Source organism: Ileibacterium valens, from assembly GCF_001945525.1.
Lineage (GTDB): Bacteria > Bacillota_I > Bacilli_A > Erysipelotrichales > Erysipelotrichaceae > Ileibacterium > Ileibacterium valens.
Genome location: NZ_MPJW01000070.1, coordinates 1 through 26,951 on the forward strand (window position 1 = coordinate 1; position 26,951 = coordinate 26,951).

Consider the following 26,951-nt stretch of genomic DNA (forward strand, 5'->3'; position numbering starts at 1 on the left):
CAAAAGGCGGAAATCTTCCGTTTCCGACTTTCCTGAGAGGAAAGCTGGAGCACAGAGAAGATTTCCGCCTTTGATGGTATTCAGGGATAACCGGGAATAAAAGCCCGTGCAAATTTCAAAAGGTTACGATATAATACTGTCTTTTTTGAACGTTAGGTTTCTTCTCAGCTAAAATTTAATGTTTTCAGTTAATTATTTATCGTTTATCATTTGTGAATTTTAACGAAGAATATGTTAGAACATTACGCATTCCCGAAATCCAGCAGCAGAAAGAACAAAAATATTTTTAACCAAATTTCTTTGATAATAGAATTTTCAGATATTTTTTCTTGGGTTTACTGCTGAGCAGTTTTCAAGAAAATGTCTGGCTGCCGGTAGTTTTTCTTTAATGAAAAACCTTTACATACAAATCTCAATAATTCATTTGAGTTCGAATGATTCAGGCTCATTCTTGCTCAGCCATTCTCTTTATTCTTGTCGATATATTTTTCGATCATCAGGTGATGTTTAGCTATTTCTTTTTGGATTTGTTCATCATGAGCAGTTTTGTCTTTTTTCATTTTGATCTTTTCAAGGGCCATAGTATTCAGTTCTTTAGCTTTTTGCACATCTCTGGCTGAATCAATTCCCTTTAGAAAAATCATAGCCAGTTCATCAAGCGCTTCGGGATGATTCTGATTTGCTGCTTTTTTCAAAAAGTAAATTCCGGCTTCCTTATCCTTCTTGCAACCTTCCCCATTCATCAGCATTTTTCCAAGTAATACCATCGAATCGGGATCCTGATTCAATGCTGCCAGCCTGACATATTCAAAAGCTGCCGGAAGAATTCTTTCATGACCATATTTGTAATTATAAAAGATATCCACCAATTCCTTTTGGGCTGGAAGGTCTCCCCAATGGGCTAATTGTCTGATTAACGGTATGGCTTCAGACAGCTTATTCTGCTTTAAAAGCTCATCCGCTTCTCTTCTTGTCTCTTCTAAAATTTGTTGTTCCATAGTTTACCTCCAAATTCTGATTCTAATTGTTCATTCGATTGATCTGATTTTCCAGATCGGATTCTCATCACTTTCATGTACTACCATTATTTATTATCAGAGAATAAGGCGGAATCATCAAAAAAACGACCCGAAGATTGCCAGTTCATTCGGATCGCTTAACTTTAAAAATGTTTGACTGATTTTCGAATAACTTCTGATTTTGTGTTTTCAGAAGCTTATCAGGAAAAACGATAAAAAAACTTGATTTTCTGGGTTTAGGCATTTCCTTCAGCTTTAAGTGCAGAAAGATCTTCCATTACGTCACTGGCGATTTCAGTAAACATGTCTTTGACTTTTTCCTGTTCTCTTAAAGTGAAAGTATCATATTTATTAATGTCTCGGATCAGATCGACCTGTGGCAAGGTTCCATACAGACGGCTGTTCGATCCATCCAGGAATGCATTCAGTTCATCTTCGTTATAGAACAGAATCTTTTCATCACAATGCGGACAATTCAGATAAGCCATATTTTCAATGACACCTAATACTGGAATACTCATCTTTTCGCACATGCGGATCGCCTTAGTAACGATCATGGACACCATTGGCTGTGGAGTAGAAATCATTACGACTCCATTGACTGGAAGTTCCTGCAGGATCGTTAAGGCGACATCACCTGTTCCTGGCGGCATATCAATCAGCAGAACATCAAGATCACCCCAGAGAACATCGGTATAGAACTGTTTGACTACATTGGCAACAATCGGTCCTCTCCAGATCACTGGTTCGTTTTCATCAGGAAGCATATAGTTCAAGGAGATCATTTTGATTCCTTCCTGACTTTCGATCGGAATAATCTGATTGTCAGGAGTAGCATATGCTTTTTCATCTTCAAGAGCCATCAGTCTTGGAATCGATGGCCCTGTAATATCTGCATCCATAATTCCAACTTTCTTCCCCTGAGCAGCCAAAGCTCTGGCAAGAAGGACAGTACAGGTACTTTTTCCTACACCGCCTTTTCCTGACATGACGGCAGCAATATAACGGATATGATTATTTGGATTTGGTTTAGTCTGGCAGCTTGCTGCATCTTTGGAGCAGTTGCCTTTACTTGGACATCCTTCGCAACTCATTATTTTCATCCTTTCTGAAATGGATCAGGCATTGCCTGATCATAAACCTGCTTTAGCCTTTCTGTTTCAACATGAGTATAAATCTGGGTTGTCCGAATATCGGAATGCCCCAGCAGTTCCTGAACAATTCTTAAATCTGCATTTCCTGCCAGAAGGCTGGTGGCAAATGAATGCCGGAAGCTGTGAGCAGAAATTTCGGGGGACAGATTCAATTGAACACATTTCTTTTTAATCAACCGATCGACATATTGACGGTTAAGAGGATTTCCCTTCATATTCAAAAAGAAGTGAGGATCTCTTGATTGAGATCTTGAAAAGTTCAGATACTCCTGCATCTTTTCGATGCAGACATCGTTGAGCGGTACGATTCTTTCCTTACTTCCCTTTCCAAACACTTTGATCTGCTTTTGTTTTAAATGCACATCATTCAGTTTCAGAGTGCAGAGTTCACTGATTCTAAGACCACAGGAGTAAAGTGTAATCAGAATACAGGAATCGAGAATCCCCTTATCACTGTCATCGAAGCTGTTAAATAACTTTTGCAGATCACCACAAGAAACATAAACTGGCAGCTTATTTGGAGTTTTCATTCCCCGTATAAGGTTTGTTGGATTATTGATCGCCGGTTCGATCCCGCAGATGATTCGATAAAAAGTTCGAAGAGCTGATAACATTCGATTGGCAGAGTTCGAGCAATGGGAAGCACAGAAAAAAAGCAGAAAATCTTCAACAGTCTTCGAAGTCACCTCCGAAAGAGCAATATCGTTTTTCTGCAGATATTCGAAATACAGCCGAATGTCTGAATCATAGGCTTTTATGGAAGGAAGAGATTTATTTTCCGCCGTTTCTAACTGAGAAAGAAAATAATCTCTGGCTTGCAGGAATTCCATAACCTCATTATAGCATCTCTGACAAGTCCCTTTTATTGCTGAATTCAGGCCTTCAACTTTGTTTCTTTTGTAAAGTTGATTTTTTCGTCTATAGAAACTCTATTCGTATTCTATTTACACCAACCCCTCCCTTTAATCTGTATCGAAATGCATTCAAACAGATCAAATATTCTTGTAAATCTTCAGTAAGCCGGAATTCTTCTGATAACTCATAATCGAACCCGTACAGAATATGGCAAGAACAGCCAGAATTGCGCCCAATCCAATCCATTGAATATGAAAAAGATTCGCATTCATTGTGGAATTCAGACACCAGATCACAAAGAAAGAACAGATCGTAGTCAGTACAAAGGTCAGAACATAGGGGATGGCTACTTCTTTCATCGCTGCTTTGGATAGTGTGCTCTTATCAATCCCCAGCTTATGAAGAATAATAATTCTTCCTCTTTCTTCTGAAGCATCCGCAACAATCCGAATTGCTAAAATACTGCAGGCCGAAATGACAAATACAAGGAAGACGAAATAACTGATCGCGTAGGTAATTGAAACGAAATTCATTTCTCCAGCTTTATCCTGAGCCAGCATGATGCTCAATGAAGGATCATAAGCCGCCAGTTCCTGTGCGATTTGATTAGCCTGAGCCTGATCAATATTCTGAACAATCTCCATGGACATACGTAAAGAATCTTCAGGCATTGAATCAAAAACAGAATCTGAAACGATAACAGCGCCTGAAGCAAGCGCAAGCGAACCTAAAACCGGAACATCGCTCTTCCCCATATAATCCAGGGAGTGATCTGCAATAGTAATCTTTTCTGCAGATTTTTCCGTTCGAAATGACATCAGATATAAATGTTCAAGATCCAAATAATGAGTGTCATCGAGCGGCTGATCCTTCAAAGGATTTTTATTATCAGAGATTTCCAGAAGCCGCTCAAATCCATTCAGCGATAAAACCAATTCTGTTCCTCCATATTCAGTTGGGATCATCTTCATTAAAATGGTTGTGATTTTTGCTTCTGGATTGACCGAATGGATCAATGAATCGACAAAATCCTGATTAACAGCTGACTGAGAAAGAATCTGTATTGGATAAAGTGCTGCGGCATGATCCATTTTCTGCTTTCTTTGTTGAAGAGCCAGTCCAGTGGCCAAAGCCGTCAAAGAAGAAATCAACAAAATTGCTGTCACAGTATAGGTCATATAATTCTGAGTCATGCGAAAAATCAATGAGTTGATCCAGAGGTTACGCTGTTCCTGATACAGGAAATGTTTATTTTTTTGAAGCATGGATAGGACCAGAGGAATAAAACCCGAAAACAACAGATAAATTCCAAAGCAGATCAAAAGAACAATAGGGACAAGCTGTTCAAACAGATTATTGCTTGGCCGGATCGCCAGATAACATCCATATCCCATAAAGCCAATCCCAAAAATAGCACGAAAAACCATCCAGATCGGTCGAAATGCTTTTCTTTCGCTGGTTCGATTGGCATTGAGCAGATCGATCACCGAACTGCGGCAGATTCCTATGAATTTTACGAAAGAAAAGAACAGGTAGATCAGCCAGAACATCAGACAGCCATAAACCATCGCTTCAGAACTGATCATGAATGAACTCGATATTGGAACTCCAGAAAGCGTTTCGATCAGCATTCCAAAGAGTTTGCAAAAAAGTAATCCACCAACTAAACCAATAATCAAACTTGTCAGTCCAATCATCAAAATTTCAATCAGGCACAAGGCAGCAATCTTCTGCATGCTGAAGCCCATGAAAACATACATACCCAGCTCTTTTTTCTGTTTGCGAAAGAAAACAGTGATGGCATAGGCAATATAAAAGATTAAGAAGATTGCCAGTATCGCGATCACTGCCAGCATGACTGAATTGACCATCTTCTGTGTGTATTCACTTGTTGTCGATAACATATCTGAAAAAATAATATTGAATATGTTAATCATGACCATTAATGAAAAGCTCAGAGAAACAATCATCATCAGCCAGCTTCTGATCGATCCTTTAAAGTTGATCCAGGCCAGTTTAAGCAGACTCATAAACTTTCTCCCATGGAAGCCTGGATCTGAACAATTTTGTCATAAAATTCTTTCTGAGAATCGCCGCGGTCCAACCGAAAGCGAATCTTCCCATCTTCCAAAAAGTAAACGACAGACGCGTAACTTGCGCTTAAGGCATCATGAGTCACCATGATGATCGTATTTTTCTTTTCTTTATTGAGCCATTCAAGACGCTGCATCAGATCCCGTCCACTTTTCGAATCAAGGGCTCCAGTCGGTTCATCCGCAAAGATAATCATCGGATCTGTAATCAGTGCTCTTGCCGCCGCTCCCCGCTGTTTCTGACCCCCAGAAAGTTCATACGGGTATTTTTTCAGATGATCCTGCAGACCCAGAATCTGCGAAAGCTCCTTTGTTTTTGCCTCGATCATCTTGGGTCTTGTTTTCTGCAAAGACAAAGGCAAGGCGATATTGTCTTCAAGATTCATCGTATCAAGCAGGTTGTAATCCTGAAAAATGAACCCGATTCGATTGGCTCGAAAGGCAGACATTTCCCGATTGCTCATCGAAAACAAATCTTTCCCATCAATGAAGACCTGACCGCTTGTAGGTTTATCAGCTGTCGAAATCACATTGAGCAATGTTGTTTTGCCCGATCCGGACGGTCCCATGATCGCGGCAAATTCTCCAGGCATGATTTTCAGCGAAATCCCTTTTAATACGTGATTTCGAAATCCTCTTTTTCCATAGTCCTTGCTTAAAGAGACAGCTTCTAAAACTGGTTTCATACTCTAAAACCTCCTTATATGCAGTATTTTAAAAATCATTGGATAGAAAATCCTTTCGAGCAAATTACAATTGCGCTTTTAACCTGTCATTGTCTGTAAGAATAGAGAATAAGACGATGAAAAAAAGAGCACATCAAAACCGATATGCTCCCAAGTGATCCTGAATGATCCTGAAAATCATTTTTAATTTTTGAAACGGATCTTATCGATTGTTATTCAACTTGGCTGCCGGCCAAGTCTGATGTCTTTACATTTGAGTTCAATAGGTCTATTTTCTGAAAGTCTGATTGTCTTCAATTTTGTTTTCCTTCCAGAGTTCAAACTCATTGATTGGGATTTTAATCACAAACTGAGTTCCTTCGTTCTTTTTGCTTTCTACATCGATGGATGACTGCATCTTTTCAAGAATCATTTTCGAAAAGTATAGTCCCATTCCTGTTGACTTGATCTTCTGATTTCGCTTGTTGGTGCCTGTAAATCCTTTTTCAAAAATCGTTGGCAGATCTTCAGAAGCAATCCCCTGTCCATTATCTTTGATTTTTAAATAGACAAATCCAGGTATTTTTTCCATAGAAAACGATAGCTTGGGGTTCTCTGAACGATACTTAATCGCATTGTCGATCAATTGGTTGAGAACAAAGCTTAGCCAGTGGTCATCACTGCAGACAATCAGCTCCTCTTCAGGAAGCGACAGAGAAAATTGATAATGAATTAGTCGATATGAGTTATCTTTGATCGCTCTGGATATGAGGGATTTTAAGGGGACTTTTCGAATTCGTATTTCAGTCAGCTCAGAAGAAATACGGCTTGAATCAAGCATTAGATTTAATAATCGATTCATCTGATCGTATTGACTTCTCTGGTCCCGAAGAAGATCCTTAAGTCTCATTCCAATTTCTTCAACACTCAGACCATATTGACTATCTCGAAGATGAAGCAATGTGTTATCAATCTGATTTTGCAAGTCATCATTCTGAAGATAAAGGGAGGATAAAGGAATTTTAATTTCATGAATCTGGTTTACGATGCTGTTTTCAAGATCCTGATATCGATTCTTTTCAATGCGCAGTCTATTTTCATAGACTTTGAGGTCATGAAAGCAGATGTCGCTGTTTTCAAAATCTTCGAGCAGGAACGCTGCTTCCTGATTTGGATTTTCACACAGTTCTTTTTTGAGCCTTTGAAAATTTCTTCTTTTGGTGATCTCCCAAATCAGCCAGATGATCAGGATCAGACCAATTAAAAAATCGATATAAAGGATATTTTCAAATTCGATTTTCTGATCAAATAATAAGAGATACAGATTGAAAACAATCAGGCAGACAAGACTCATCAACAAGCTTTTTATCATGGCAGCTGATAGCCAATTCCTTTCTTGGTTTCAATCAACGGATCACGAAAGGCTGCTTTCAGCTTTGATCTGAGTCTGGAAATGCAGGTTGTCAATGATCCATCACAGATGAATTCATCGGTCTGCCACAATGCGATCATTAACTCTTCTCTGCTGATGGTGATCGATTTCTTTTTTACGAAAAGGTCCATCACCTTCTTCTCCATTCCGGTCAGTTCAACGATCTGCTTTCCATCACTGATCTGTGCTTTATCCGGAACATAATACAGGGTCTCATTCAACTCGATCGTTTCTGGCCTGATGCGGTAATCCGTTCGTCGAAACAGAGCATCCATTTTTGCCTTAAGCAGATCCAGACTGAATGGCTTGGTCAGATAGTCATCTCCACCCTGAACGATGGCCATAATAATGTCCTGATCTGCAGTCCGCGACGAGATAAACAAAATGGGTACAGTAGATTTCTTTCGGATTTGCCTTGTCCAGTAATAGCCGTCAAAATAAGGCAGGGTAATATCCATTAAGACCAGATCCGGACTGATTTTGAAAACTTCCTGGTCAAGGACATCAAACTGACTGGCCAGTATGGGCTTGTATTTCCATCCTTCCAGAAAGGAAGCAATCTGATTAGCCAGTCTTTTATCATCTTCAACAATGAGTATTGTTTTTTCTGTCATATACTTTCACCTTATGGACTCATTATAGAGAAGATCCCTTTTGAGTTCTGAGAGATTACTGAAGTGTTAGAAAAGGCCGAAATAAATGTTCGGCCTTGATGGTTGACTATTAAGAATTCTGAATGAGCAAAAATACTGATCTCAGATTCTTAACAGACTGTTTTTCAGATTTTCCAGTTCGTTTTATTCACCGGGTTTGTTCTAATTTTTCTGCATTACATTTTCTGAACCAATCCAGATCAGGTCTTCAATCACTGTTCGTGATTTTCTCTCCTTTGTCGCTTCGATCAGAACGCTTTTGCATTGACTATCCCGATGATCATAAACCATTCCCATCCTTGAAAGACCAAAGTTATTCTGATCAAGCAAAACCATAATTTCCATGATGCGTTCGGGCCGATGGACCAGATAGAAACGCCCATTTGAGCGTAAAAGCTGGCTGGATTTCTGAATCAGATCAGCTAAATTCAGGTTCACTTCGATTCGTCCCAGCTTCTTGTGATTTAAATTGTTGATATCTGGATACCCAGACTCTTCCAAAGAGAAAAACGGTGGATTCGATGCGATTACATCATATTGATCTGATCCGGGATTAAATTGACGGATATCCTGACAAAAGATCATCCAGTCCTTAAGATGATGAGCCTGAAGATTGTGAGCGGCCAGTCTGGCAGGCTCTTTTAAGATTTCAATTCCATGCAAAACAGCTGGATTATATTTTGAAACATAAACAAGAAGAGCCGCATTATTACACCCTATTTCTAAAAAACGCTCTCCCTGATAAAGCCGAATAAATTCGGCTAACAATGAGGTATCCGAATTAAAACAGAAATGTTTTCTATTCTGATCTACAAAATATTCAGGTTCGATCAACCACGATCGCCGCAGATTTTTCTTTTCGTCCTGACACAATTGAACCGGATGTTCTGGATCGAATATTTCAATCTGAGTATCCATCGCAAAACCAGAAGCGACCTCTTTATCGATTAAATCGCTCATTTCAGATGATCCTCTGAATAATCCTTTTTTTCAGTGATCGTTTCGACGTTATCTTTATCACTGGCTTCAAATTTTGTTTTTGAATTTTCATTTTCATTCTTGAGATCCGCTTTACTTTTATTCTGCTTCTTTAAAAGTTCGGATGCAGGCATAAAGAAGGCATCCAACCCTTCATTTTTTACTGAATTATTCAGCTGTCGGATAATGGTTTCCGTCGCACTGGCCGGTTCGAATAAGGTGGGCTGCAAATTGATCTGATCTTCATCCTTTAACGAACCGACTGTAATTCCGATCAGCCGATAGCCAATCGGCTCAAAATTTTCAGTCACCAGAATCGCTGCTGCTTCATATAACGTCTCGTATCGGCTTGTATAATCCGATAAAGAAATCGAGCGGACCTGATTATTAAAATCGCGGTCTCTTAAAGTTACCGACAGCTGTTTTCCCATTTTTGAAATTTTTTGCATTCGTCCTGCAAGCTTCATGGCAATCATTCGAGTCTGATTCAAGACTTCTTCAAGCGAATAGAGATCACTTCCAAAGGTTTCTGCGTGCGAAATTGATTTTCGAGTCGAAGAAAAAGAAAGCTGATCACTGCTCTTTCCCTGGATTTGCATCATCATTGGCCAATAGTTTTTTCCTAATATTGGCGCGACCTTGTTTCGATTGTCTGGATTGGCCAGATCACCAATCGTTTCAATTCCTAACTCCTGTAATTTTGGCAATGTTTTCTTTCCGATTCCCATCATATCCTTGACTGGAAGAGGTAGAAGTTTTCGTTCGATTTCTGATTTTCTTAATACCGTAATGCCCATAGGCTTCATCATATCGCTGGCCATTTTTGCCAGGAAGCGCGTCGGTGCTACACCAATCGAACACTTGAGGCCCAATTTTTCATAAACTCCCTGTTGAATATCTACAGCCAAATCGAGAGGCCTGGCATATTTCTTAATTGGTTCAGTGACATCAAGAAAACATTCATCAACAGAAAGAATTTCTAACATCCCCGAATACTGTCTTAAATAGTCAAAAAACTGCCTGGAGAGTGAACGATAGTACTCGTAATCCCCTGGAATTATTTTCAATTCAGGACAAAGCGATAATGCCTGTCGAACCGGCATGGCAGAATGCACTCCAAACTCTCTGGCTTTATAGTTTGCGGTTGTCAGGACGCCTCGAGAACTTAATGATCCTACCGCAATCGGAAATTCCTTAAGTTCAGGATTTCTAAGTTCCTCTGCAGAGGCAAAAAAAGCGTTTAAATCAATATGGAACAAAACTCTAGCCATTCACGCGAACCTCCCTGGCGAGTTCTTTCATACTATCTATAGCGGAAGGCGAAGCGGCCCCATTGGACATAATGGCAAGCTCTTCAAAATGAGTTTCATCATCAAGCACTTCAACTTCTGTTTTTGTACTTTGCTGGTTGGCTGATTTGGCTACCCGGTAATGTTCATCCGCCCAGACTGCAACACTTGCTAAGTGGGTAATACAGAGGACCTGATAATTTTCGGCCAAAGTATGCATTTTGCTGCCCATAGCCAAGGCGACTTTTCCAGAAACACCAGTATCAATTTCATCAAAAACGAGCGTTCCGATCCCATTGTCAGCCTGGAACACAACTTTGAGAGCGAGCATCAAACGGGAAAGCTCACCTCCTGATGCCGATTGTCGAAGTGGAGTCAATGGCTGACCCGGGTTCATGCTGACCAGAAATTCGATTTCATCGATTCCATCTTTGGCAGGCGCTTTTTCTTTCCGATTGATTTCAAAGACACAGTTTTCAAGCATCAGATCATGAGCATGCTCTTCAATGCGTTTCTTTAATGAGCTAAACTGATCCTGTCTCATTTTTGACAAGATTTTGGCTTCTTTCTGATAAGTTTTCAAAGATTCCTTTTTTTCTTTTTCAAGCTTATCGAACAGATCCTGTCGATGTAAGATGCGGTCAACCTTTTCGTTGAGCTTTTCGGCGGCAGCCATAACTCCTTCATAGTCCCCGCCATACTTACGGTAGAGCTTTTTAATCTGATATTCCCTTTCCTGCATGGCATCCAGATCTTCTTCCATGGCTGCCAGGGAGTCCTGGGCATCCGATATTTCTTCAGATACATCCTGAATCGCATAATAGAGATCACTTAGTTTTTCTCCGAATTCGGTTCTGGAAGATCTTTTTAGAGTACGGGCGGCGGTATACAGCTGGTCTGAAATTCCGTTGTCCTTGCGAATCAGATACAGGGCAGAAGAAAAATCTTCTCTGGCTTTCGAAGCTCCAGAGGCGTCTTCGATTTTTTCCTGCAATTCTTCAAGCTCTCCATCCCTGATGTTCATATTCGTAATCTCATTGAGCTGTTCAGTAATAAAATCAAGCTCTTCATCCGAGAAAGTCTCTGTCTGCAGTTTTTTCAATTCAGCGCTCACGGATGAATAGGCTTTATATGCCTGCTCGACCTTTTCTTTCTGGGTTCCTGTTTTAGCATACTGATCAAGAAGTCCCATCTGAACCTCTGGATTCATTAAAGTAATCGTATCCATCTGCGAATGAACATCGATCATCATGGAAGTTACTTTTTTAACAAGAGCATTCGTCGCTGGCTGAAGATTAATCTGCATTCGAGATTTCTTATTTGGGGTGATGATACGGGTAATAATGATTTCATCATCCACTTCAAAACCATTTTCTTCGAGCAGACTGATGACCTCTTTGGATGGATCAGAAAGCACCATGGACAAAACGGCTTTTTCCCTTCCGCTTCTGACGACATCTCCCTGAAGTCTTTCTCCGGAAAGATATCCGATCGCATCAATCAGTAATGATTTACCGGCACCAGTCTCACCGGTGATCACAGACATTCCATTCTTAAAATTTATATTGGCACTATCAAACAATATATAGTCACGGACACTGAGCTGTTCAATCATGTAATACCCCCTTGATTCCTGAAAATCAGGAATCGATCCAATTCCAATCTGATATTTTAAATCATATTGTTACATTATTATTGTAACATTCATAAATTTGATTGAAATTTGATCGAATTTTCTGCTTCTCTCTGCTACTCATTTTACTCTATTTCTTCCAAAATTATGCATATTTTATGCAATTTAAAAAATCAGGAAAGCATTTTTACCGTTTCACTTTCCTGATTTGAACAATTCAAAGATAATTCTGTCTGTTTTTCATATGGTCTGATTTTGAATCAAGCGATGAATTTCTTCAACTGCTTCAATGAATCCTTTGATTTTTACAGACGCAAAGATCACGGATCTGGATGATATTGGGTATGAAAATTCAAATTTCAGAATATGATTCAACTCAGATTAGTTCCTGATGTTTGACCTGGGGATCCGAATACAGTGCTGGATTGTTTGAAGCATAGAGAATGTATTCCTGATTTCCGTTGCGGCCTAATACTGGTGATGGAATATAACGGACAAATTCATATTTCTTTCTTATTTCCCGTTTGATTCGATCCACAGTTTCAAGCGCTTTTGCAGGCTGTTTGAGGACTCCGCTTTTATTGAGTGCCTGAGGACCGAGTTCAAATTGAGGTTTTACGAGAACTGCCATATGTTTAGGGAATATTTTCTCCATAACCGGTTCAAGTATCGTCATACAGGAAATAAATGAAACATCCATACAGACAAAGTCAATGGGATCTCTAAACCAGTCCGGTTCTATAAAGCGGGCATTCATTCCTTCCATCTCAATCACCCGGTCATCTTCTTTTAACAGAGGATGAAGCTGAAGATGACCTACATCAAGGGCATATACTTTCGATGCGCCATGATCAAGCGAGCATTGAGTAAAACCGCCTGTGCTTGCGCCGATATCCAAAACAACCTGATCCTTTAAATCGATCTTCCATTGATCTAAGGCAGCAAGCAGTTTACCGCCTGCCCGGCTTACATACCGGTTATCGTCCTGAGCAATTTCGATGATATCTGTCTCTAAGACTTTATAAGAAGGTTTTCGGATAACTTTTGAATTGACTTTAATCTTGCCTTCCTTAATGAGATCCTGTGCTTTAGTTCGGCTGTTCAACTGACTTGTCAGCTTCTGATCCAGTCTGATCGACATTGTTTTCCAACCTTTCAAAAAGATCTTCCGTAGAAATTCTTTCCAGTTTTCTTAATGCGCGAATGCTTCCATGTTCTACAAACTTATCCTGTATAGCCATCACGTCAACCTGAGGTTCAATCACATTGAGTCCTTCTAAAATGGCATCCGACAGTCCGCCTGAAACATTATCCGTTTCATAAATCGTAATCGGTAAATTCATTTCCTTGATCTTTCGCAGCATCCCAAGATCGATCGGTTTAAAGAAACGGGCATTTACGACAAGCAGATTCATATTGTTGCTTCTTGCCTTCTTGATAATCCGTTTGACATCCGGTCCATAGGTAATGACAATCTGTTCTGGATTTCCAATGACAGTTTTTGTCCAGCTTCCAATCGGAATCTGAGCATATTCTTCGTTAGGAATATATACTTCATTACCGCGAGGGTAACGAATAAAAAATGGTTTCTGGGTTTTGAATCCGGTATACAGCAGATCCTGGGCTTCTCTACCATCTTTTGGCTGGCAGACGATCGTATTCGGTATGCTTCTCAAGTATCCGATATCATAAATTCCCTGATGGGTATCTCCATCATCTCCAACCAATCCAGCCCGGTCTACTCCAACGACAACCGGCAGATTCATCCGACATAAATCATGAGATATCTGATCATAAGCCCTCTGTAAAAAAGTCGAATAAACCGAAACAAATGGATGCAGACCACCCACAGCCATGCCTGAAGCTAAAGTGATTGCATGCTGCTCGGCGATGCCGCAGTCAAAGAATCGATCTGGAAAAATCGATTGAAATTTCAGCAGTTTGCTGCCGTTAGCCATAGCTGGAGTAATTGCGGTGATCTTTTCATCGCCGGCAGCCAGATCGATCAGGGTATTCGAAATGATCTCTGACCAGGAAATTTCCTTTTTCGTATGAAGGACTTTGGACTTTCCACTGGCAAGATCAAACGGAGAAACACCATGCCAGGCACCCACTGTATCCTTTTCAGCTAATGGATAACCTTTTCCTTTTTTGGTGACCACATGAACAACAATCGGACCTTCGTGATCTCTGGCAGTTTCCAGAACTGGAATCAATTCACTTAAATTATGACCATCGACCGGTCCAATATAGTCTAGATTAAACTGTGAAAACAATGGAGCGTCGATGAATTGGTTTTTCAGATAATTTCTTCCGGCATGCAGAATCTTATGGACAGTCTTATTAACCAGATTGCTTGATTTGGAAGAATTCACTTCTTTTTTTGTATTTCGATAGAACTCAGATGTTCTTAAATGAGTGATCGCCGTTTCCATACCGCCATGGTTTCTGGAAATACTCATCTTGTTGTCATTAAAGATGATGATAACCTTTCGCTGCTGTGCGCCAAGATCATTGAGAGCTTCTAAAGCCATACCACCCGTTATTGCTCCATCCCCAATAACCGAGATGATCTCAAAGTTCTGTTTTTGCAGGTCTCTGGCTGCAGCCATACCTAAAGCTGCAGAAATTGAAGTGGATGAATGCCCGGCTTCCCAGGGATCATGTTCACTTTCATTGCGGCGCTGAAATCCGGAAAGGCCGCCTTTCTGACGAAGGGTATAAAACTTCTCTCTTCGGCCTGTCAGAATCTTATGAGTATAGCTTTGATGACCCACATCAAAGATGATCTTATCCTTAGGGGAGTTAAAGACTTTATGTAAAGCAACAGTCAGCTCAACAGTTCCCAGATTGCTCGAAAGATGACCGCCTGTCTGAGATACAGAGTTCAAAATAAATTGTCGGATCTGAGTTGAAAGATCAGTCAGTTCCTTGATCGACATGTTTTTCAGCTGAGAAGGATCGTTCAAATCTCTTAAGTTCAAGATCGTTCCCCCCTTTATTTCTGTCGCTTCAAAAGCTCTTCGATATAGCTGTTCAGCGGTAATGCCTCCGGAAGACTCTGTTTGAGAGAATCCATGATTTTAGAAGCAAGAACATTTACTTCTTTTTGAGCCTGTTCAATACCATCCACGCTGATTGCGGTTAATTTCTGATTTCGTAAATCTGAATTGGATTTTCCGAGTTCCTGAGCGGTTTTTGTGGCATCCAGAATGTCATCCTGAATCTGAAACAGAACCCCCAGATCTTCTCCTGCCTGATTCAGAATCGGATAGTTATCCGTATCATTTGCCAGTACTGCTCCAGACAGCATAGGCAGTTCGATCAGACAGCCTGTTTTATACTTCTGAACTTCATGAAGCAAATTACGATCAGAATTGGCTGATTCAGAGAGAATATCCAGTTCCTGACCATAGATCATTCCCTGAGCACCAGCCTTATCTGATAAAAGAGAAATCAGAGCAATGATCTGTTTAGGCGAAGCATCACTTTTTAAAGCCTGATTAAAGGCTTCTGTTAACAGTCCATCACCAGCAAGTATGGCAATATCTTCACCAAACTGTTTATGACAGGATGGACGGCCTCTTCTGAAATCATCATTATCCATTGCCGGCAAATCATCATGAATAAGGGAATAAGTATGGATCATCTCAATGGCAGCAGCCTGTGCAAAGCCAAGCCGCGGATCGAGTCCGTAGCTTTCTAAAGTCCGAAACAGCAGCATCGGACGCACCCTTTTTCCACTTCCAAACAGAGAATATTCCATTGCATCTCTAGTTCTGGAAGGCTTCAGTTCCTGAATTCTGTCTTTCAGATATTCATCAAACTCTGCCAGGAGGATATTTTGATCGATCATTGTCTTAGCGTCCCTTTCTTTTTCCAACCATCTTTATGAATAAAAAATTTATTAATAAAGATCATGCGAAAACAGACGCAAAAGCAATCAGCTATATCAAAGAATACTTTTATTCCTGATGATCAAACCGATGCCTTTGCGCTTTTTACACATAACAAACAACTGGTTATTTCTTCTTATTCACTCGTATCGACCTAATTTCTTGCAGGCTGATTTGCTGTGACGAGTTCAGTCATTTCAGCTTCAAAGTGTTTGAGCTGATCTTCACATTGAGAACTGAGCTGCAAGCCTTCTTTAAAAAGATTCATCGCCTGCTCAAGTTCAATATTTGAGTTATTTAGTTCTTCTACAATGACTTCCAGACGATTGAGTGCCTGCTGAAAAGTCATGGTCTGATTCTGTGAATTACTCATTATTATCTTCCTTCATCTTAACGCCCAGTACCTGAGCTTCAATACATCCCGTATTCATACAGATTTTCAAATGATCATCTACAACGGCATCCATTGGGTTTCTGAGGAGTTTTCCATCCCGTTCAATGATTGCGTATCCTTTTTCAAGAATCTTCTGAGGACTGCCGGCCTCAAGAAGCTGATTGTATAAATTCAGCTTTCGCTTTTCGTTCTGAAGGCATCTCTCAATCTGTTGTTTTAACTGTTTTTTGATATTTTCGATATCAATCATTTCTTCAGAAATCTTCTTTTGAGGATTGCTTTTTTCCAGGAGAGATCTTGCAATGACAGTATTCTGATTTTCTTTAACCAGACGATCTTTGATTGCAGTAATCATTGCATTTTTCTGGTTTGTAATATTGAGCATAGCCTGCTGATCGGTTCTGCTCAGGCAATGTTCAAGCTCTGCGTTAAGATAAGCGAGCTTCTGTTTACGGCCGTCCACGTAACTTAATGGATTAGACAGATATGGATAGGATTCAATCATCATAAGTCTGGAGGTATACCCATCAAAAATCCGTCTGGTCTGATTAATGATTCGCTGCCTGCTTTGCAAAATCCAGGCCATAACTTCTCTTTGATCTTGTGTAACCCATTGGGCTGCGGCTGTTGGCGTGACCGCCCGATGATCTGCTGCAAGATCAGCTAATGAAGTATCGATTTCGTGACCAATTCCGCTGACCGTATAGGTTTTCATCTGATAAAGCGTTCTGACGATATTTTCATCATTGAAACAGAAAAGATCTTCAAAACTTCCTCCGCCTCGAACCAATAAGATCGCATCAAATCCATAAGTATCTGCATTCTGAAGCTGCCGGACAATATCTGCAGGGGCTTTCTCACCCTGAACCAGTGTTGGAAACAATGTGACAGACAACATGGGCCAACGCGTTCGGATCGTTTTTAAGACGTCCTGCAAGGCCGCCGTATTTTCTCCAGTCACTACGCCAATCCTGTTGATTTCTGATGGTTTTGGCTTTTTGTGTGCTGGATTGAAATAACCCTGAGCATCCAGTTTTCTCTTCAGTTCTTCAAGCTGCTGATACAGAAGACCAATTCCGGTCTGCTGCATGGTATAGCAGTTCAGGGACATGGTTCCACGTTTTTCATAAACATTGATTGAACCGCCAACTACAACGGACATTCCATCTTCAGGAACAAAATTCAAAGATCTTCTGGCGGATGACCACATAATACAGCTCATCGCTGCGCTTTCATCCTTAAGATTGAAGTAGAGATGTCCATTCGCGGCTGGACGAAGATTCGATATTTCGCCGGATATCAGAACTCCGGTCATATTGACTTTATTTTCTAAAAAGTTCTTGATTTTACTGACCAGATGAGAAACGGGAATCGTCTTCAGTCCGTTTTGAAACGGAGTATTTGGCATTTGAATCGGCATAACTTAATTCTACAGGGTATCCAGGATTCCGTTAATGAGTTTTGGTGCATTATCGTCACAGTATTCTTTAGCAAGATTTACTGCTTCATCGATGACAACGGCTTTAGGGGTTTCGTTGACCAGGATTTCCTGACATCCCATCATCAGAATGGCCTGTTCAAGCAGAGAAATTCGATCAAATGACCAGTCTTTACGCAGCTTTCCAGAAAGAAGATCCTTGAAGTAGTCTTCGTTTTCAACAGTTCCTACGGAGATGGAATATAGATAGCCATCAATTTCGTTGGATTGGTTCATGACATCATAGATGGCTTTGCGAATATCCTTATCAAGCAGAAGATGCTGATAGATAGCTTCTAAAGCCAGTTTTCGCATTTCATGACGATTAAATGGAATTTTATATTCAATCATCTTTTCCTTGGAAATTGGAGATTTTAAAGCGAGAGCTTCAACGATCGGCATTGGAAGCTGATCAATACGATCTTTTACTGAATCGAATAAATATGGAGGAAGGTCTAAAATACCTTTTTCAATCTGTTCAGGGGTAATGGTCTGAACTTCTTTAACTTCTGACATACTGCATCCTTTCAGATCCATAATGGATCATTCTGTTTGCACAGAATTTTTCATTTCAAGTATATCACTGATTGCCTCTGATGCCCTTTTTGCTATTCTGCAAGCGGCCAAAGCGTATTCTCTTCCTGTATTCAAAGGCGTTTCAAGAATGGAACTCTGATCATTCCAGAATAAAGCCATAACAAAAAAGGACTTTCTGATTCAGTGTCATCAGCCTATTAGACAAGCTGAAACTGAATGAGAAGTCCTTTGAGTATTCATTTTTTTCTTTTCAAGCAAGGATCAACCGATCCCGTTTAAGACAATATGGTGTTCTGATTAAAAGATGAAGCCAACAACCTGAATTTCAATGTCTTCAGGTTTGTAATCCGTCATGTAGGAGATCGTTTCGAAAATTCTCGACTGCAGCCCAGTGCAGACATCGCTGACATTTGCATTATAAGCAATGCGGACTGGAATAGAGATATAAAGTTTTCCATCTTCAATGCGGGTGATATGGGAAGAAGAGAACAATTTGCTTGTTTCTGCAACTTCAACTTTTTCGGTTTCTTCAACAACATTTCTTGCAATAGCAGAGAATACGGAACGGTTGTAAACGATCTGACCATACTGATCAGGGACCATCATTGCATTATTTTCATTTAACATAACTTTCACCTGAGTTTCTACTAACCAATTATAACAAAACTATCTTTTAAACTCCACAGACTTCCTGTGGCCCTGATCAGGGCCTTCTCCTTGGCCAGAGCCGGTTTAACAGCCTTCTGATCACTTTCAAGCTGAGTAATCAGTTCATCGAGATTATTAAATCGGATTTCCGGACGTATACGGGAGACAAAGAAGAAACGAACTATTTTACCATACAGATCCTGATGGAAATCAAGCAGGTTTCCTTCGATGCTGATCGAATGATTGTCAAATGTTGGATTATAGCCCACGTTGATCATTGCCGGATACAATATTCCATCTACTGCTGCCATACCGGTATAAACACCTAGTTCTGGAAGCACAATACCGGCTGGAGTCTCAATGTTTGCGGTTGGAAAACCTAAAAGGCTGCTTCCCCTCTTAAATCCGTGAACAACCTTTCCATTGACTGAATAGATATAACCAAGCAATGAAGCGGCTTTTGAGACCTCACCCTGTCTGATCAATGACTCAATTCTGGAAGATGAAATTTTCCCATCTTCATCATTGACGCTCGAAATCACCTCAACGTGAAAAGCATCCTGTTCTTTCAGTGTCTGGGGATTACCAAGCCCCTTATAACCATAAGTGAAATCAAATCCACAGACTAAATATTTCACATTCAGCTTCACCAGCATTTCATTGAATTGTCCTGGAGACAAAGCTGCGAATTCCCTTGTAAATTCGATGATGATCATCTCATCGATTCCAAGATTCTTGCAGAACTGTTCTTTTTCTTCATCACTCAGCAGATGATCACGATTAGCATCCGGCTTAAATACCGTCCATGGATCGGGAGCAAATGTAATCACAGCGCTTTTCAGATGATTTTTTTTCGCTTCTGAAATGGCTGCAGCAATCAATTGTTCATGTCCCTTATGAAATCCATCAAAAAAACCAATTGCCGCACTCATCGGTTTTAACTTCGGAATTTCATTGTATTTAATCTTATAAACAATCATGACCAGAGCCCCCTAGTGCAGGAAAACACATTCTGATGATGCCGGTCATAAACGGCTATGGGTTCATCCTGATCCATAATCAGAACCCGATTGGCATCGGTATCGATTCGAACGTGTTTTCCGTTATAAATATCTTGAATCGGTTCGAAGTGAACCTGAGGCAGATTCAGGACAGATGTCATCGGATAAATCGTATGTTCTGAGGCATCCAGGTCTTCAGCCTGTTCGAGATCAAACCCGGAAGCTTTGGTTCGAATCAATTCACTCATACACGCCAGATTATTCGTACGCCTTCCTATTTCTTCACATATTGACCGGACATAGGTTCCAGAAGAACAGGAAACCTTGAATTTATGAGTATTTTCTTCCTGATCCAAGCTGTCTAGATTTTTTGCATCATAAATTTCGATATTCTGGTAGATTTCAGGAATTTCCCTATCATTTCTTGCCAGATCAACCAGCTTTTTTCCATTGACTTTTTTTGCCGAATAAGCTGGAACCTGTAAACATAAAGGTCCTTTTAGTGAATCAAGAATCTGTTCAAAATCAAAATCTGAATTGATCTCTTTACTTTCCAGGACGGTCCCCCAGATATCCCCGGTATCTGTCTTTTGACCGAATTTGAGTGATGCAATATACTCTTTATCCGTATCTTCAAGAAATTGAAGCAGCTTGGCTGCTCTTCCTGCGAGAACGACTAATACACCAGAAGCCTGAGGATCCAGAGTTCCTGTATGTCCAAACTTTTTTTGTTGGTATTTCTTTCTTAACCGGTTGATTACATCATGAGATGTCATTCCTGTCGGTTTATTGATAACTATGATTCCATCCATTGGATTGAATCCCTCCAATCCTTCAATTCAATTATTTTACCATTGTGATCACAACTGGCATACAAATGACCTCGGTTGCTTTTCTTTAGATAATCCATGCGAGACCTTATAATTTCAAAAGACAATATATCTAGATCCAAATAAGTCTGCTTTTCTTTGCATTGAGCTGATGTATAAACAGTTGTTCCTATCAATAAATCTGCTTTAATTATGCAGTCTCCTACAGAAAAATATCAAAAAAGAACAGGAAAAGATTAATTATGAAACTACAGAACATTCTTCGACAGATCAGACGTGCTGATCAGGAATATCACCTGATTGAAGACGGAGATAAAATTGCGGTTGCGCTTTCCGGAGGCAAAGATTCCATGCTTTTATTTCTGGCTCTGTCGCAATACCAGAAATTTAAAAACAAAAACTTTGAACTTTATGGCATCCATGTGGATGTAGGTTTCGAAGATTTTGATCATGAAGCGATGACTGAATTCGCAAAAAAGCATGTTTTAAACCTTCATATTGCTAAAACAGACATTTTTCGAATTTTACAGATGGACAAAAACCGCTCCAATTCAGGAAAGATTCAATGTTCTCTCTGCTCTACTCTGAAAAAGGGAGTTCTTTTCGAAAAGGCGAAAAAACTTGGATGCAAAAAGGTAGCTTTTGGTCATCATGGGGATGATGCAATCGAGACCTTATTTCTAAACATGATTCATGGCTCCAAAGTCAGCATTTTTTCTCCGAAGCAATATATGTCACGAATGGACATGTATGCTTTAAGACCGATGATTTACTTAAAAGAGCAGGAAATCATCGATACCTGCAAGGAAAATGAAATCCCAAGTGTCAGACGAGTCTGTCCGAACGATGGTTTTACTGAACGTCAGGAAATCAAGGAATTTCTTCAGACTCTCTACCGTAAGTACCCAATGGCCCAGGATAACTTTCTGACCTCTCTTTCCAATTGTGATCAGGTTTCACTGTGGAGTCCAGATCGAAAAAAGCGATAGGTCAAAGACGCCGAAAACTTGCCCATACGGAACGGCTCGCTTTAAGATTATTAAACCAGGACTGCTTTTGAGCATGAAAAAAGGATTATCGGGAAGATCAAAGTCCTCACGATAATCCTTTTTATTAGATAGAGTTGTTAGAATATACAGTCGGTTTGTAAATACCTAGGCATTCGACACATTATGATAAACGTTCTGAACATCATCGACTTCATCGAGTAAAGTCAGCAGTCTTTTGAATAGTTCGAGATCTTCCCCTTCAAGACTCACTTCATCACTTGGAACCATTTTTCGTTCAAGAACTTCATATTTAACATCAGGAATCAGCTTATCAACGGCTTCTTTTGCTTCATCAAGCTGAGTTGGATCAACCGTAATCGTCATATATCCATCTTCGACTTCAACATCGCGAAGATCGATATCCCCTTCGAGCATTGCTTCCATAATGGCTTCTTCATCTTCAAAAGGAATAACGAGTACACCAAGATCCTCATATCCAAACGATACCGATCCATTCACACCCATTTTTGAATGAGATTTATTGAAACATGCGCGAAGATTAGCGATTGTACGGTTTGGATTATCTGTCAGACAGTCAATAATGATTGTACTTCCAGCGCCCTGTCCAAATCCTTCATAACGAGCTTCAGAAAATGTTTCATCTGCAGAAGATTTTGCTTTATCGATCGCTCTTTTGATTACATCACTGGGAACTGAGTTGGCCTTTGCACGCGCAATTGCCTTTTTTAATGGCTGGTTCATATCAGGATCTGGAGTACCATTTTTGGCAGCTACCAGGATTTCCTTAGAATATCTAGAATAGATTTTTGCTTTAGCCGCTGCGGTTTTAGCCATTGCCGCAGCACGGACTTCAAAATGTCTTCCCATATTTTCACCTTTCAGTTACAAGCAATTCATTAAAATGATAGCACAGACATGCTCAATATTTGAGATTACTCAACTTGAGCATACCGTTCAATTATTTTCTGTACCAGAGGATTTCGCACCACATCGCTCTCATCAAGAACCTGAATATGGATTCGATCTATTCCTCTTAATAAGGACGTCGCCTGGATCAGTCCGGAATCTTTTTTCTTGACCAGATCGGTCTGGGTGACATCTCCGTTAATAATCATCTGACATCTCTTTCCCATTCGGGTCAGAAACATCTTCATCTGAGCCTGTGTTGTATTCTGAGCTTCATCAAGAATGACGACAGCCTCATTGAGTGTTCTTCCACGCATGAATGCCAAAGGAGCAATTTCTATGACTTCCTTTTCCATGTACCGTGCTACCGTTTCCGCTCCAAGCATTTCATTTAATGCATCGTACAGAGGGCGAAGATACGGATCGACCTTTTCTTTCATATCTCCAGGCAGAAAACCCAATGATTCTCCAGCTTCAACAGCGGGACGAGTCAGAATAATCTTGGAGATATTGTTTTTCTTCAGCTGACTGACTGCATAGGCGACCGCTAAATAGGTCTTTCCAGTGCCGGCTACTCCAGTTGCAAAGATCACATCATTGTGGAAGAATGCGTTGCATAGACGCTTTTGATTTTCTGTTTTTGGAAAAATCATTTTTCCCTGCTTCGTTCGCAAAAGCGGAGCTCCTTCTTCATAGACTTCATCAACCGGCAGATTTTTCAAAGACATCAGGCACAGTCGGCTGACTTCCTCTCGATCTAATGACAGCCCGTTCTCAATTCGGGCAGTACATCCCTGCAGAACTCTTAAAGCCAGCTGGTTTTTTGCATCACTGTCGGAGACAATTCGAAACGAACCAGCTCCTGTGCGAAATTCAACACCAAGCTCTTTTTCAATTGTTTTAAAATGAATATCCTGTTCTCCGGCCAGAGTCTGATAATCTTCCAGAGACAGTTCGGAAACATCAACTTCTAAGACGTTCAATCGGTATCCTCTTTTCTAATCGGTTTCGTTATGAAGCAATGAATCAGAAGTTCAGAACAAATGCACCGTTCCTAATACAAAAAAAATCAGCGCTTGGCTGATTATTTTCCTCTTCTGGCTTTACGTGCAGCTTCAGATTTGAGTTTTCTCTTGACACCTGGCTTTACGTAAAATTCTCTTTTGCGAGCCTCAGCAAGGGTACCGTTGCGGGACACCTGACGTTTGAAGCGTCTGAGTGCATCATCTAACTGCTCATTTTCTTTTAAGACAACTTTCGGCATTTTCACAACCTCCCTTCCTGACTTAACAGTTCCATTATAAACACTGAAAAATAATTTTCAATCGTTCAATCTTATTTTTTTCATCACAAAGAAAAATCGTACCGAAGATTGGAAAAATAGGAGCTTTCAGTGCATGGTAACGATACATTATTATCATCTTTCAAACATTTGTTCAATTGATTCGACTCTTTCCACCAGAAAAAAAGATTAAATAATGATTCTATTAGTAAATTTATATCTAGCGTTTTATATTTTTGGCAAATAATTATTCAATTTCGGTAAATTTTTTCAGTTCGATTAAAACTTCTTCAATTGAGCATTCATTTTCCTTAGCAATTCGAGAAAGATCATCGAACTCGAATTTTCGTTTAATGACACCATATCCTTTGGATTCTTTTAGACTCAGAGGACCAAACTTTGTATCTACATTGAAAAACTTTCGGTCAAGACAATAACGGTTAATGGATAATTCTCGAATTCCAAGTGTAGAAGTGTGCTTAAAAATCAATGAGACCATCTCGTTTCTTTTTTCTGGCATGCAAATAACACTCAAAATAATTCCAGGTCTGGATTTTTTCATCGTAATCGGGATGGTATAAACATCTCTTGCACCATGTTCAAATAAAACTTCAGCAGCAAAGGCAATCTGTTCAGAACTCATATCATCCAGATTGCATTCAAGCTTGATTATTGGTTCTGCAGTATCTTCCATCTCAGCCAGAAAGACCCGCAATACGTTTGCGTAATCTTTTGATTCTCTTTTCCCGAGACCATATCCGATTTTTTCAAAAATCATCGGCGGCATCTTGATGAATTCATTGCAGAAATAACCTAAAATGGCTGCTCCGGTTGGAGTGCAGAGTTCCATTGGAGCATAGTCAGCAAAAGTTGGAATTCCTTGCAGCAAATAAGCGGTGGCTGGCGCTGGAACCGGAAGAATTCCATGCGCACATTGAACTGTTCCAAAGCCCGTATTGATGGAACTGCTGTAGATTCGATCAGGATTAATCTTTTCGATCAGATAACAGGCTCCGACAATATCAGCAATAGCATCAAGATTCCCCACTTCATGAAAGTGAATCTGATCAACACACACGCCATGAGCTTTTGATTCAGCAAAAGCGATTCGATGATAGACGGCTAATGCATTTTTTGCGGATCATATCAGAGACTGGCATCTGATTTAAAATGTCTTCAATAAATCCCATAGAGGTGTGAAAACCGTGATTGTGTTCATGATGGTCTTCATGATGATGTTTATGATATTCTTTATGGTGATGTTCATAATGATTATGAACATGTTTTTCAGGATGGATATTATGATGAATCACTTCCTGATGATGATTGTGAAGCATTTTTTCACAATCATGGTGTCTATTATGATGTTCAAGATGATGGTTATGGTCGGAATAATTATCATCTTCTTCAAATGAATGAATAAGCACCTTCATGGAAAGACCTGCAATTCCCTTTCGATGGCCTTGTTCAATACTGATCTTTGTATCGGGCAGACCAAGTGAATTCATAAAATGTAAATATTCTTCCTGCTCTTCCTTGCTAAGCAGACCAAGAAGAGCAGCATTGATCATGTCTCCAGCCGCTCCCATTTCCGGTTGAAAAAACAAAACTTTCATAATCGTTCCTTTCCAGATTGATTCCTTTTCTATGTCTTCTTTTCCTTAATGATTCAATACTTTACAGATAATTAAATTTCGTTGAGATTTCATGTTAAATTCATGTTAGAAAAGCAAATGAGGTTCTCATAAATATTCCGCTTGCTGTTTCAGCTGGTTCATAGAACATTTTCTACCATGTTTGCAGCCCAGATCGGGTAGAAGCTATCGTTGAAATGAATTCCATCAGTACCGTAATACGACATATTTCCATTTTCTGAAATGCCATCATTATCAACGAAAATCCATCCATTTCGCTCACACATTGCTTTGATCAGCTGGTTATAGCTTGCGGTATCTGCCCAACGAGGTGTTTTTTCAACCACCTCTGGAGTCACTGGAATAATCGAATTCACAACAATTTTTGAATTTGGACTGACTTCCAACAAAGATTTGATCTTTTCTTCATAGACCGAATCATAGCCATTTTCTCCTTCGTTTTCACCCACCTTCAATCCCATATCATTAACCCCAAAGGACAGATAGATGACATCCGGCTGAAGCGCTCTGGCCTGATTGATCATACTTTCATCAATGTTTAAAACTGTATATCCCGCTCCAGCCAGAACTCTTGCAGGTTCAACAAAGCCAAAGGCATCAAAGCCATACATTCTTGAATCTCCAATCAATAATGAGTCGTTAAACAGCGAGAACACCGAACGATCTCCATTCTCAAAGGACTGCAGAATCTTTGCTCTTTTGTTTTCAGTGACTTGTGCATCGATGTTTGCCAGATCCTGTTCTTCCTGTGCCTTTAAATAACCAATTCCAACTTGCAGGTCTCTATCCTTAAAGAACAGGTGATAGATTATCGCTGCAATACAGATCACCAATAAAACAGTGATTATCATTAATGGTTGTTTTCTTAATTTTCTTCTTTTCTTTTTCATCGTAATCACTTCCGCATTTCCAATTTTCTCATTATTTTTCCTGAACGAGCAGGCGGATGAATGCGGATAATTTCTATTTTACCTTTATACTTTCACAAAATCGTTATCATTGTAATAGATGTCATAATTCAGATGTTCAAGTATATTATTAATTTATTATCTTTGTTATCACATTAATATGTTCAGTTCAGACTCATGGAACCTGGAAGATGGATATCAGGGAAAATGAAAAAAGGGGCTGTTAAATTTCGATTGATTTTTCATCAGCGAGATTTACAGCCCCTTTTTCTATGCTTTTTATCTGATTCAATCCTGTTTTATGATGTGTTTTTCCGCTCAAGTCAATTTTTGAACGCACTGAAAAGAGCCAAAACTCAAAAAGACTGTTTATAATCTTTTTCAGATTTCGCTTTTCTGCTCCTTTAATTTTCCATAACGTTCGAGTTCTGGGCAACTCATCCGATTTATGTTGTTTAATTTTCTGATATTGTGTCCCATGGCCACAATAAGCACCTCAAATTTTACGTTTTCCAGTCCCCGGCGTCTCAATCGGCTGTATCTGTAGTTTTCTTTAAGATCTCCGAAGGTTCCTTCCGCCTGAATGCTCCGGCTGACCATAATCTCATGTCCTGCATCTGAAGACATGTTCTCCCG

Annotated in this window: 27 protein-coding genes; 1 reads left to right on the plus strand and 26 read right to left on the minus strand. The window is 39.9% G+C overall.

All coding sequences use genetic code 11. From position 1 onward, the window contains the following. Window positions 1–455 precede the first annotated feature (455 nt). From BO222_RS02360 to truB, 19 genes are all read right to left on the minus strand, one after another. Complete coding sequence (locus BO222_RS02360; RefSeq protein WP_075818036.1) at window positions 456–998, minus strand: tetratricopeptide repeat protein; 543 nt, start codon at window positions 996–998, stop codon at window positions 456–458. A 257-nt stretch (window positions 999–1,255) separates the two neighbouring features. Continuing rightward, window positions 1,256–2,113, minus strand: a complete 858-nt coding sequence (locus tag BO222_RS02365) for an Mrp/NBP35 family ATP-binding protein (protein ID WP_075818038.1) — start codon at window positions 2,111–2,113, stop codon at window positions 1,256–1,258. 5 nt (window positions 2,114–2,118) lie between these two features. Beyond that, window positions 2,119–3,003, minus strand: a complete 885-nt coding sequence (locus tag BO222_RS02370) for a tyrosine-type recombinase/integrase (protein ID WP_075818040.1) — start codon at window positions 3,001–3,003, stop codon at window positions 2,119–2,121. Window positions 3,004–3,165: 162 nt separating this feature from the next. Then, window positions 3,166–5,058 carry an FtsX-like permease family protein gene (locus BO222_RS02375; protein WP_075818042.1) on the minus strand — a complete coding sequence of 631 codons (1,893 nt, stop codon included), beginning with the start codon at window positions 5,056–5,058 and terminating at the stop codon, window positions 3,166–3,168. Then, window positions 5,055–5,807, minus strand: a complete 753-nt coding sequence (locus tag BO222_RS02380; RefSeq protein WP_075818045.1) for an ABC transporter ATP-binding protein — start codon at window positions 5,805–5,807, stop codon at window positions 5,055–5,057. The genes BO222_RS02375 and BO222_RS02380 overlap by 4 nt, the downstream gene beginning before the upstream one ends. 268 nt (window positions 5,808–6,075) lie before the next feature. Then, on the minus strand, window positions 6,076–7,140 hold the full coding sequence (locus tag BO222_RS02385) for a sensor histidine kinase (RefSeq protein ID WP_158024540.1): 1,065 nt from the start codon (window positions 7,138–7,140) through the stop codon (window positions 6,076–6,078). 14 nt (window positions 7,141–7,154) lie between these two features. Continuing rightward, entirely contained in the window at window positions 7,155–7,832 is a 678-nt protein-coding gene (locus BO222_RS02390) for a response regulator transcription factor (RefSeq protein WP_075818049.1), read from the minus strand. Between the two features lie 201 nt (window positions 7,833–8,033). Further along, a complete protein-coding gene (locus BO222_RS02395; RefSeq protein WP_075818051.1) occupies window positions 8,034–8,831 on the minus strand; it encodes a tRNA1(Val) (adenine(37)-N6)-methyltransferase in 798 nt (265 codons plus the stop codon). Then, window positions 8,828–10,120: a DNA polymerase IV gene (dinB, locus tag BO222_RS02400; RefSeq protein WP_075818053.1), complete on the minus strand. Its 1,293-nt coding sequence runs from the start codon at window positions 10,118–10,120 to the stop codon at window positions 8,828–8,830. The genes BO222_RS02395 and dinB overlap by 4 nt, the downstream gene beginning before the upstream one ends. Continuing rightward, the gene (gene recN / locus BO222_RS02405; protein WP_075818055.1) at window positions 10,113–11,753 is read right to left on the minus strand and encodes a DNA repair protein RecN; all 1,641 of its coding nucleotides are present in this window, start codon (window positions 11,751–11,753) and stop codon (window positions 10,113–10,115) included. Before recN ends, dinB begins: the two co-directional genes overlap by 8 nt. Before the next feature lie 394 nt (window positions 11,754–12,147). Further along, window positions 12,148–12,912: a TlyA family RNA methyltransferase gene (locus BO222_RS02410; RefSeq protein ID WP_075818057.1), complete on the minus strand. Its 765-nt coding sequence runs from the start codon at window positions 12,910–12,912 to the stop codon at window positions 12,148–12,150. Then, on the minus strand, window positions 12,860–14,755 hold the full coding sequence (dxs, locus tag BO222_RS02415) for a 1-deoxy-D-xylulose-5-phosphate synthase (RefSeq protein WP_075818059.1): 1,896 nt from the start codon (window positions 14,753–14,755) through the stop codon (window positions 12,860–12,862). The genes BO222_RS02410 and dxs overlap by 53 nt, the downstream gene beginning before the upstream one ends. A 14-nt stretch (window positions 14,756–14,769) precedes the next feature. After that, window positions 14,770–15,627, minus strand: a complete 858-nt coding sequence (locus BO222_RS02420; protein ID WP_083647631.1) for a polyprenyl synthetase family protein — start codon at window positions 15,625–15,627, stop codon at window positions 14,770–14,772. Between the two features lie 194 nt (window positions 15,628–15,821). Next, entirely contained in the window at window positions 15,822–16,040 is a 219-nt protein-coding gene (gene xseB / locus BO222_RS02425; protein ID WP_075818061.1) for an exodeoxyribonuclease VII small subunit, read from the minus strand. Further along, window positions 16,033–17,481, minus strand: coding sequence for an exodeoxyribonuclease VII large subunit (xseA, locus tag BO222_RS02430; RefSeq protein ID WP_075818063.1), 1,449 nt, complete (start codon window positions 17,479–17,481; stop codon window positions 16,033–16,035). The genes xseB and xseA overlap by 8 nt, the downstream gene beginning before the upstream one ends. Window positions 17,482–17,490: 9 nt before the next feature. After that, complete coding sequence (gene nusB, locus BO222_RS02435) at window positions 17,491–18,054, minus strand: transcription antitermination factor NusB (protein ID WP_233131192.1); 564 nt, start codon at window positions 18,052–18,054, stop codon at window positions 17,491–17,493. Between the two features lie 318 nt (window positions 18,055–18,372). After that, the gene (locus tag BO222_RS02440) at window positions 18,373–18,702 is read right to left on the minus strand and encodes an Asp23/Gls24 family envelope stress response protein (protein WP_075818065.1); all 330 of its coding nucleotides are present in this window, start codon (window positions 18,700–18,702) and stop codon (window positions 18,373–18,375) included. Window positions 18,703–18,722: 20 nt separating this feature from the next. Beyond that, on the minus strand, window positions 18,723–19,703 hold the full coding sequence (ribF, locus tag BO222_RS02445) for a riboflavin biosynthesis protein RibF (RefSeq protein WP_083647632.1): 981 nt from the start codon (window positions 19,701–19,703) through the stop codon (window positions 18,723–18,725). Beyond that, window positions 19,700–20,536 (minus strand): tRNA pseudouridine(55) synthase TruB, encoded by an 837-nt coding sequence (truB, locus tag BO222_RS02450; protein WP_075818069.1) that lies wholly within the window; start codon window positions 20,534–20,536, stop codon window positions 19,700–19,702. The genes ribF and truB overlap by 4 nt, the downstream gene beginning before the upstream one ends. Before the next feature lie 260 nt (window positions 20,537–20,796). On the opposite strand from truB, the gene BO222_RS02455 reads away from it, so the two are divergent. Then, window positions 20,797–21,543 (plus strand): tRNA 2-thiocytidine biosynthesis TtcA family protein, encoded by a 747-nt coding sequence (locus BO222_RS02455; protein ID WP_075818071.1) that lies wholly within the window; start codon window positions 20,797–20,799, stop codon window positions 21,541–21,543. 165 nt (window positions 21,544–21,708) lie between these two features. Here BO222_RS02455 and BO222_RS02460 read toward each other — a convergent pair whose 3' ends face one another. From BO222_RS02460 to BO222_RS02485, 7 genes are all read right to left on the minus strand, one after another. Further along, window positions 21,709–22,431 carry a YebC/PmpR family DNA-binding transcriptional regulator gene (locus BO222_RS02460; RefSeq protein ID WP_075818073.1) on the minus strand — a complete coding sequence of 241 codons (723 nt, stop codon included), beginning with the start codon at window positions 22,429–22,431 and terminating at the stop codon, window positions 21,709–21,711. Between the two features lie 65 nt (window positions 22,432–22,496). Continuing rightward, window positions 22,497–23,453 (minus strand): PhoH family protein, encoded by a 957-nt coding sequence (locus BO222_RS02465; protein ID WP_075818075.1) that lies wholly within the window; start codon window positions 23,451–23,453, stop codon window positions 22,497–22,499. A 101-nt stretch (window positions 23,454–23,554) separates the two neighbouring features. Next, a complete protein-coding gene (gene rpsU / locus BO222_RS02470; RefSeq protein WP_075818077.1) occupies window positions 23,555–23,734 on the minus strand; it encodes a 30S ribosomal protein S21 in 180 nt (59 codons plus the stop codon). A 265-nt stretch (window positions 23,735–23,999) separates the two neighbouring features. Next, window positions 24,000–24,830 carry a nickel pincer cofactor biosynthesis protein LarC gene (gene larC / locus BO222_RS13915; protein WP_233131193.1) on the minus strand — a complete coding sequence of 277 codons (831 nt, stop codon included), beginning with the start codon at window positions 24,828–24,830 and terminating at the stop codon, window positions 24,000–24,002. Between the two features lie 16 nt (window positions 24,831–24,846). Then, window positions 24,847–25,368 (minus strand): nickel insertion protein, encoded by a 522-nt coding sequence (gene larC / locus BO222_RS13920; protein ID WP_083647634.1) that lies wholly within the window; start codon window positions 25,366–25,368, stop codon window positions 24,847–24,849. Window positions 25,369–25,526: 158 nt separating this feature from the next. Next, complete coding sequence (locus BO222_RS02480; RefSeq protein ID WP_075818079.1) at window positions 25,527–26,297, minus strand: GDSL-type esterase/lipase family protein; 771 nt, start codon at window positions 26,295–26,297, stop codon at window positions 25,527–25,529. A 399-nt stretch (window positions 26,298–26,696) separates the two neighbouring features. Then, the coding region (locus BO222_RS02485) for a transposase (RefSeq protein WP_178390482.1) at window positions 26,697–26,951 on the minus strand (255 nt) is incomplete at its 5' end.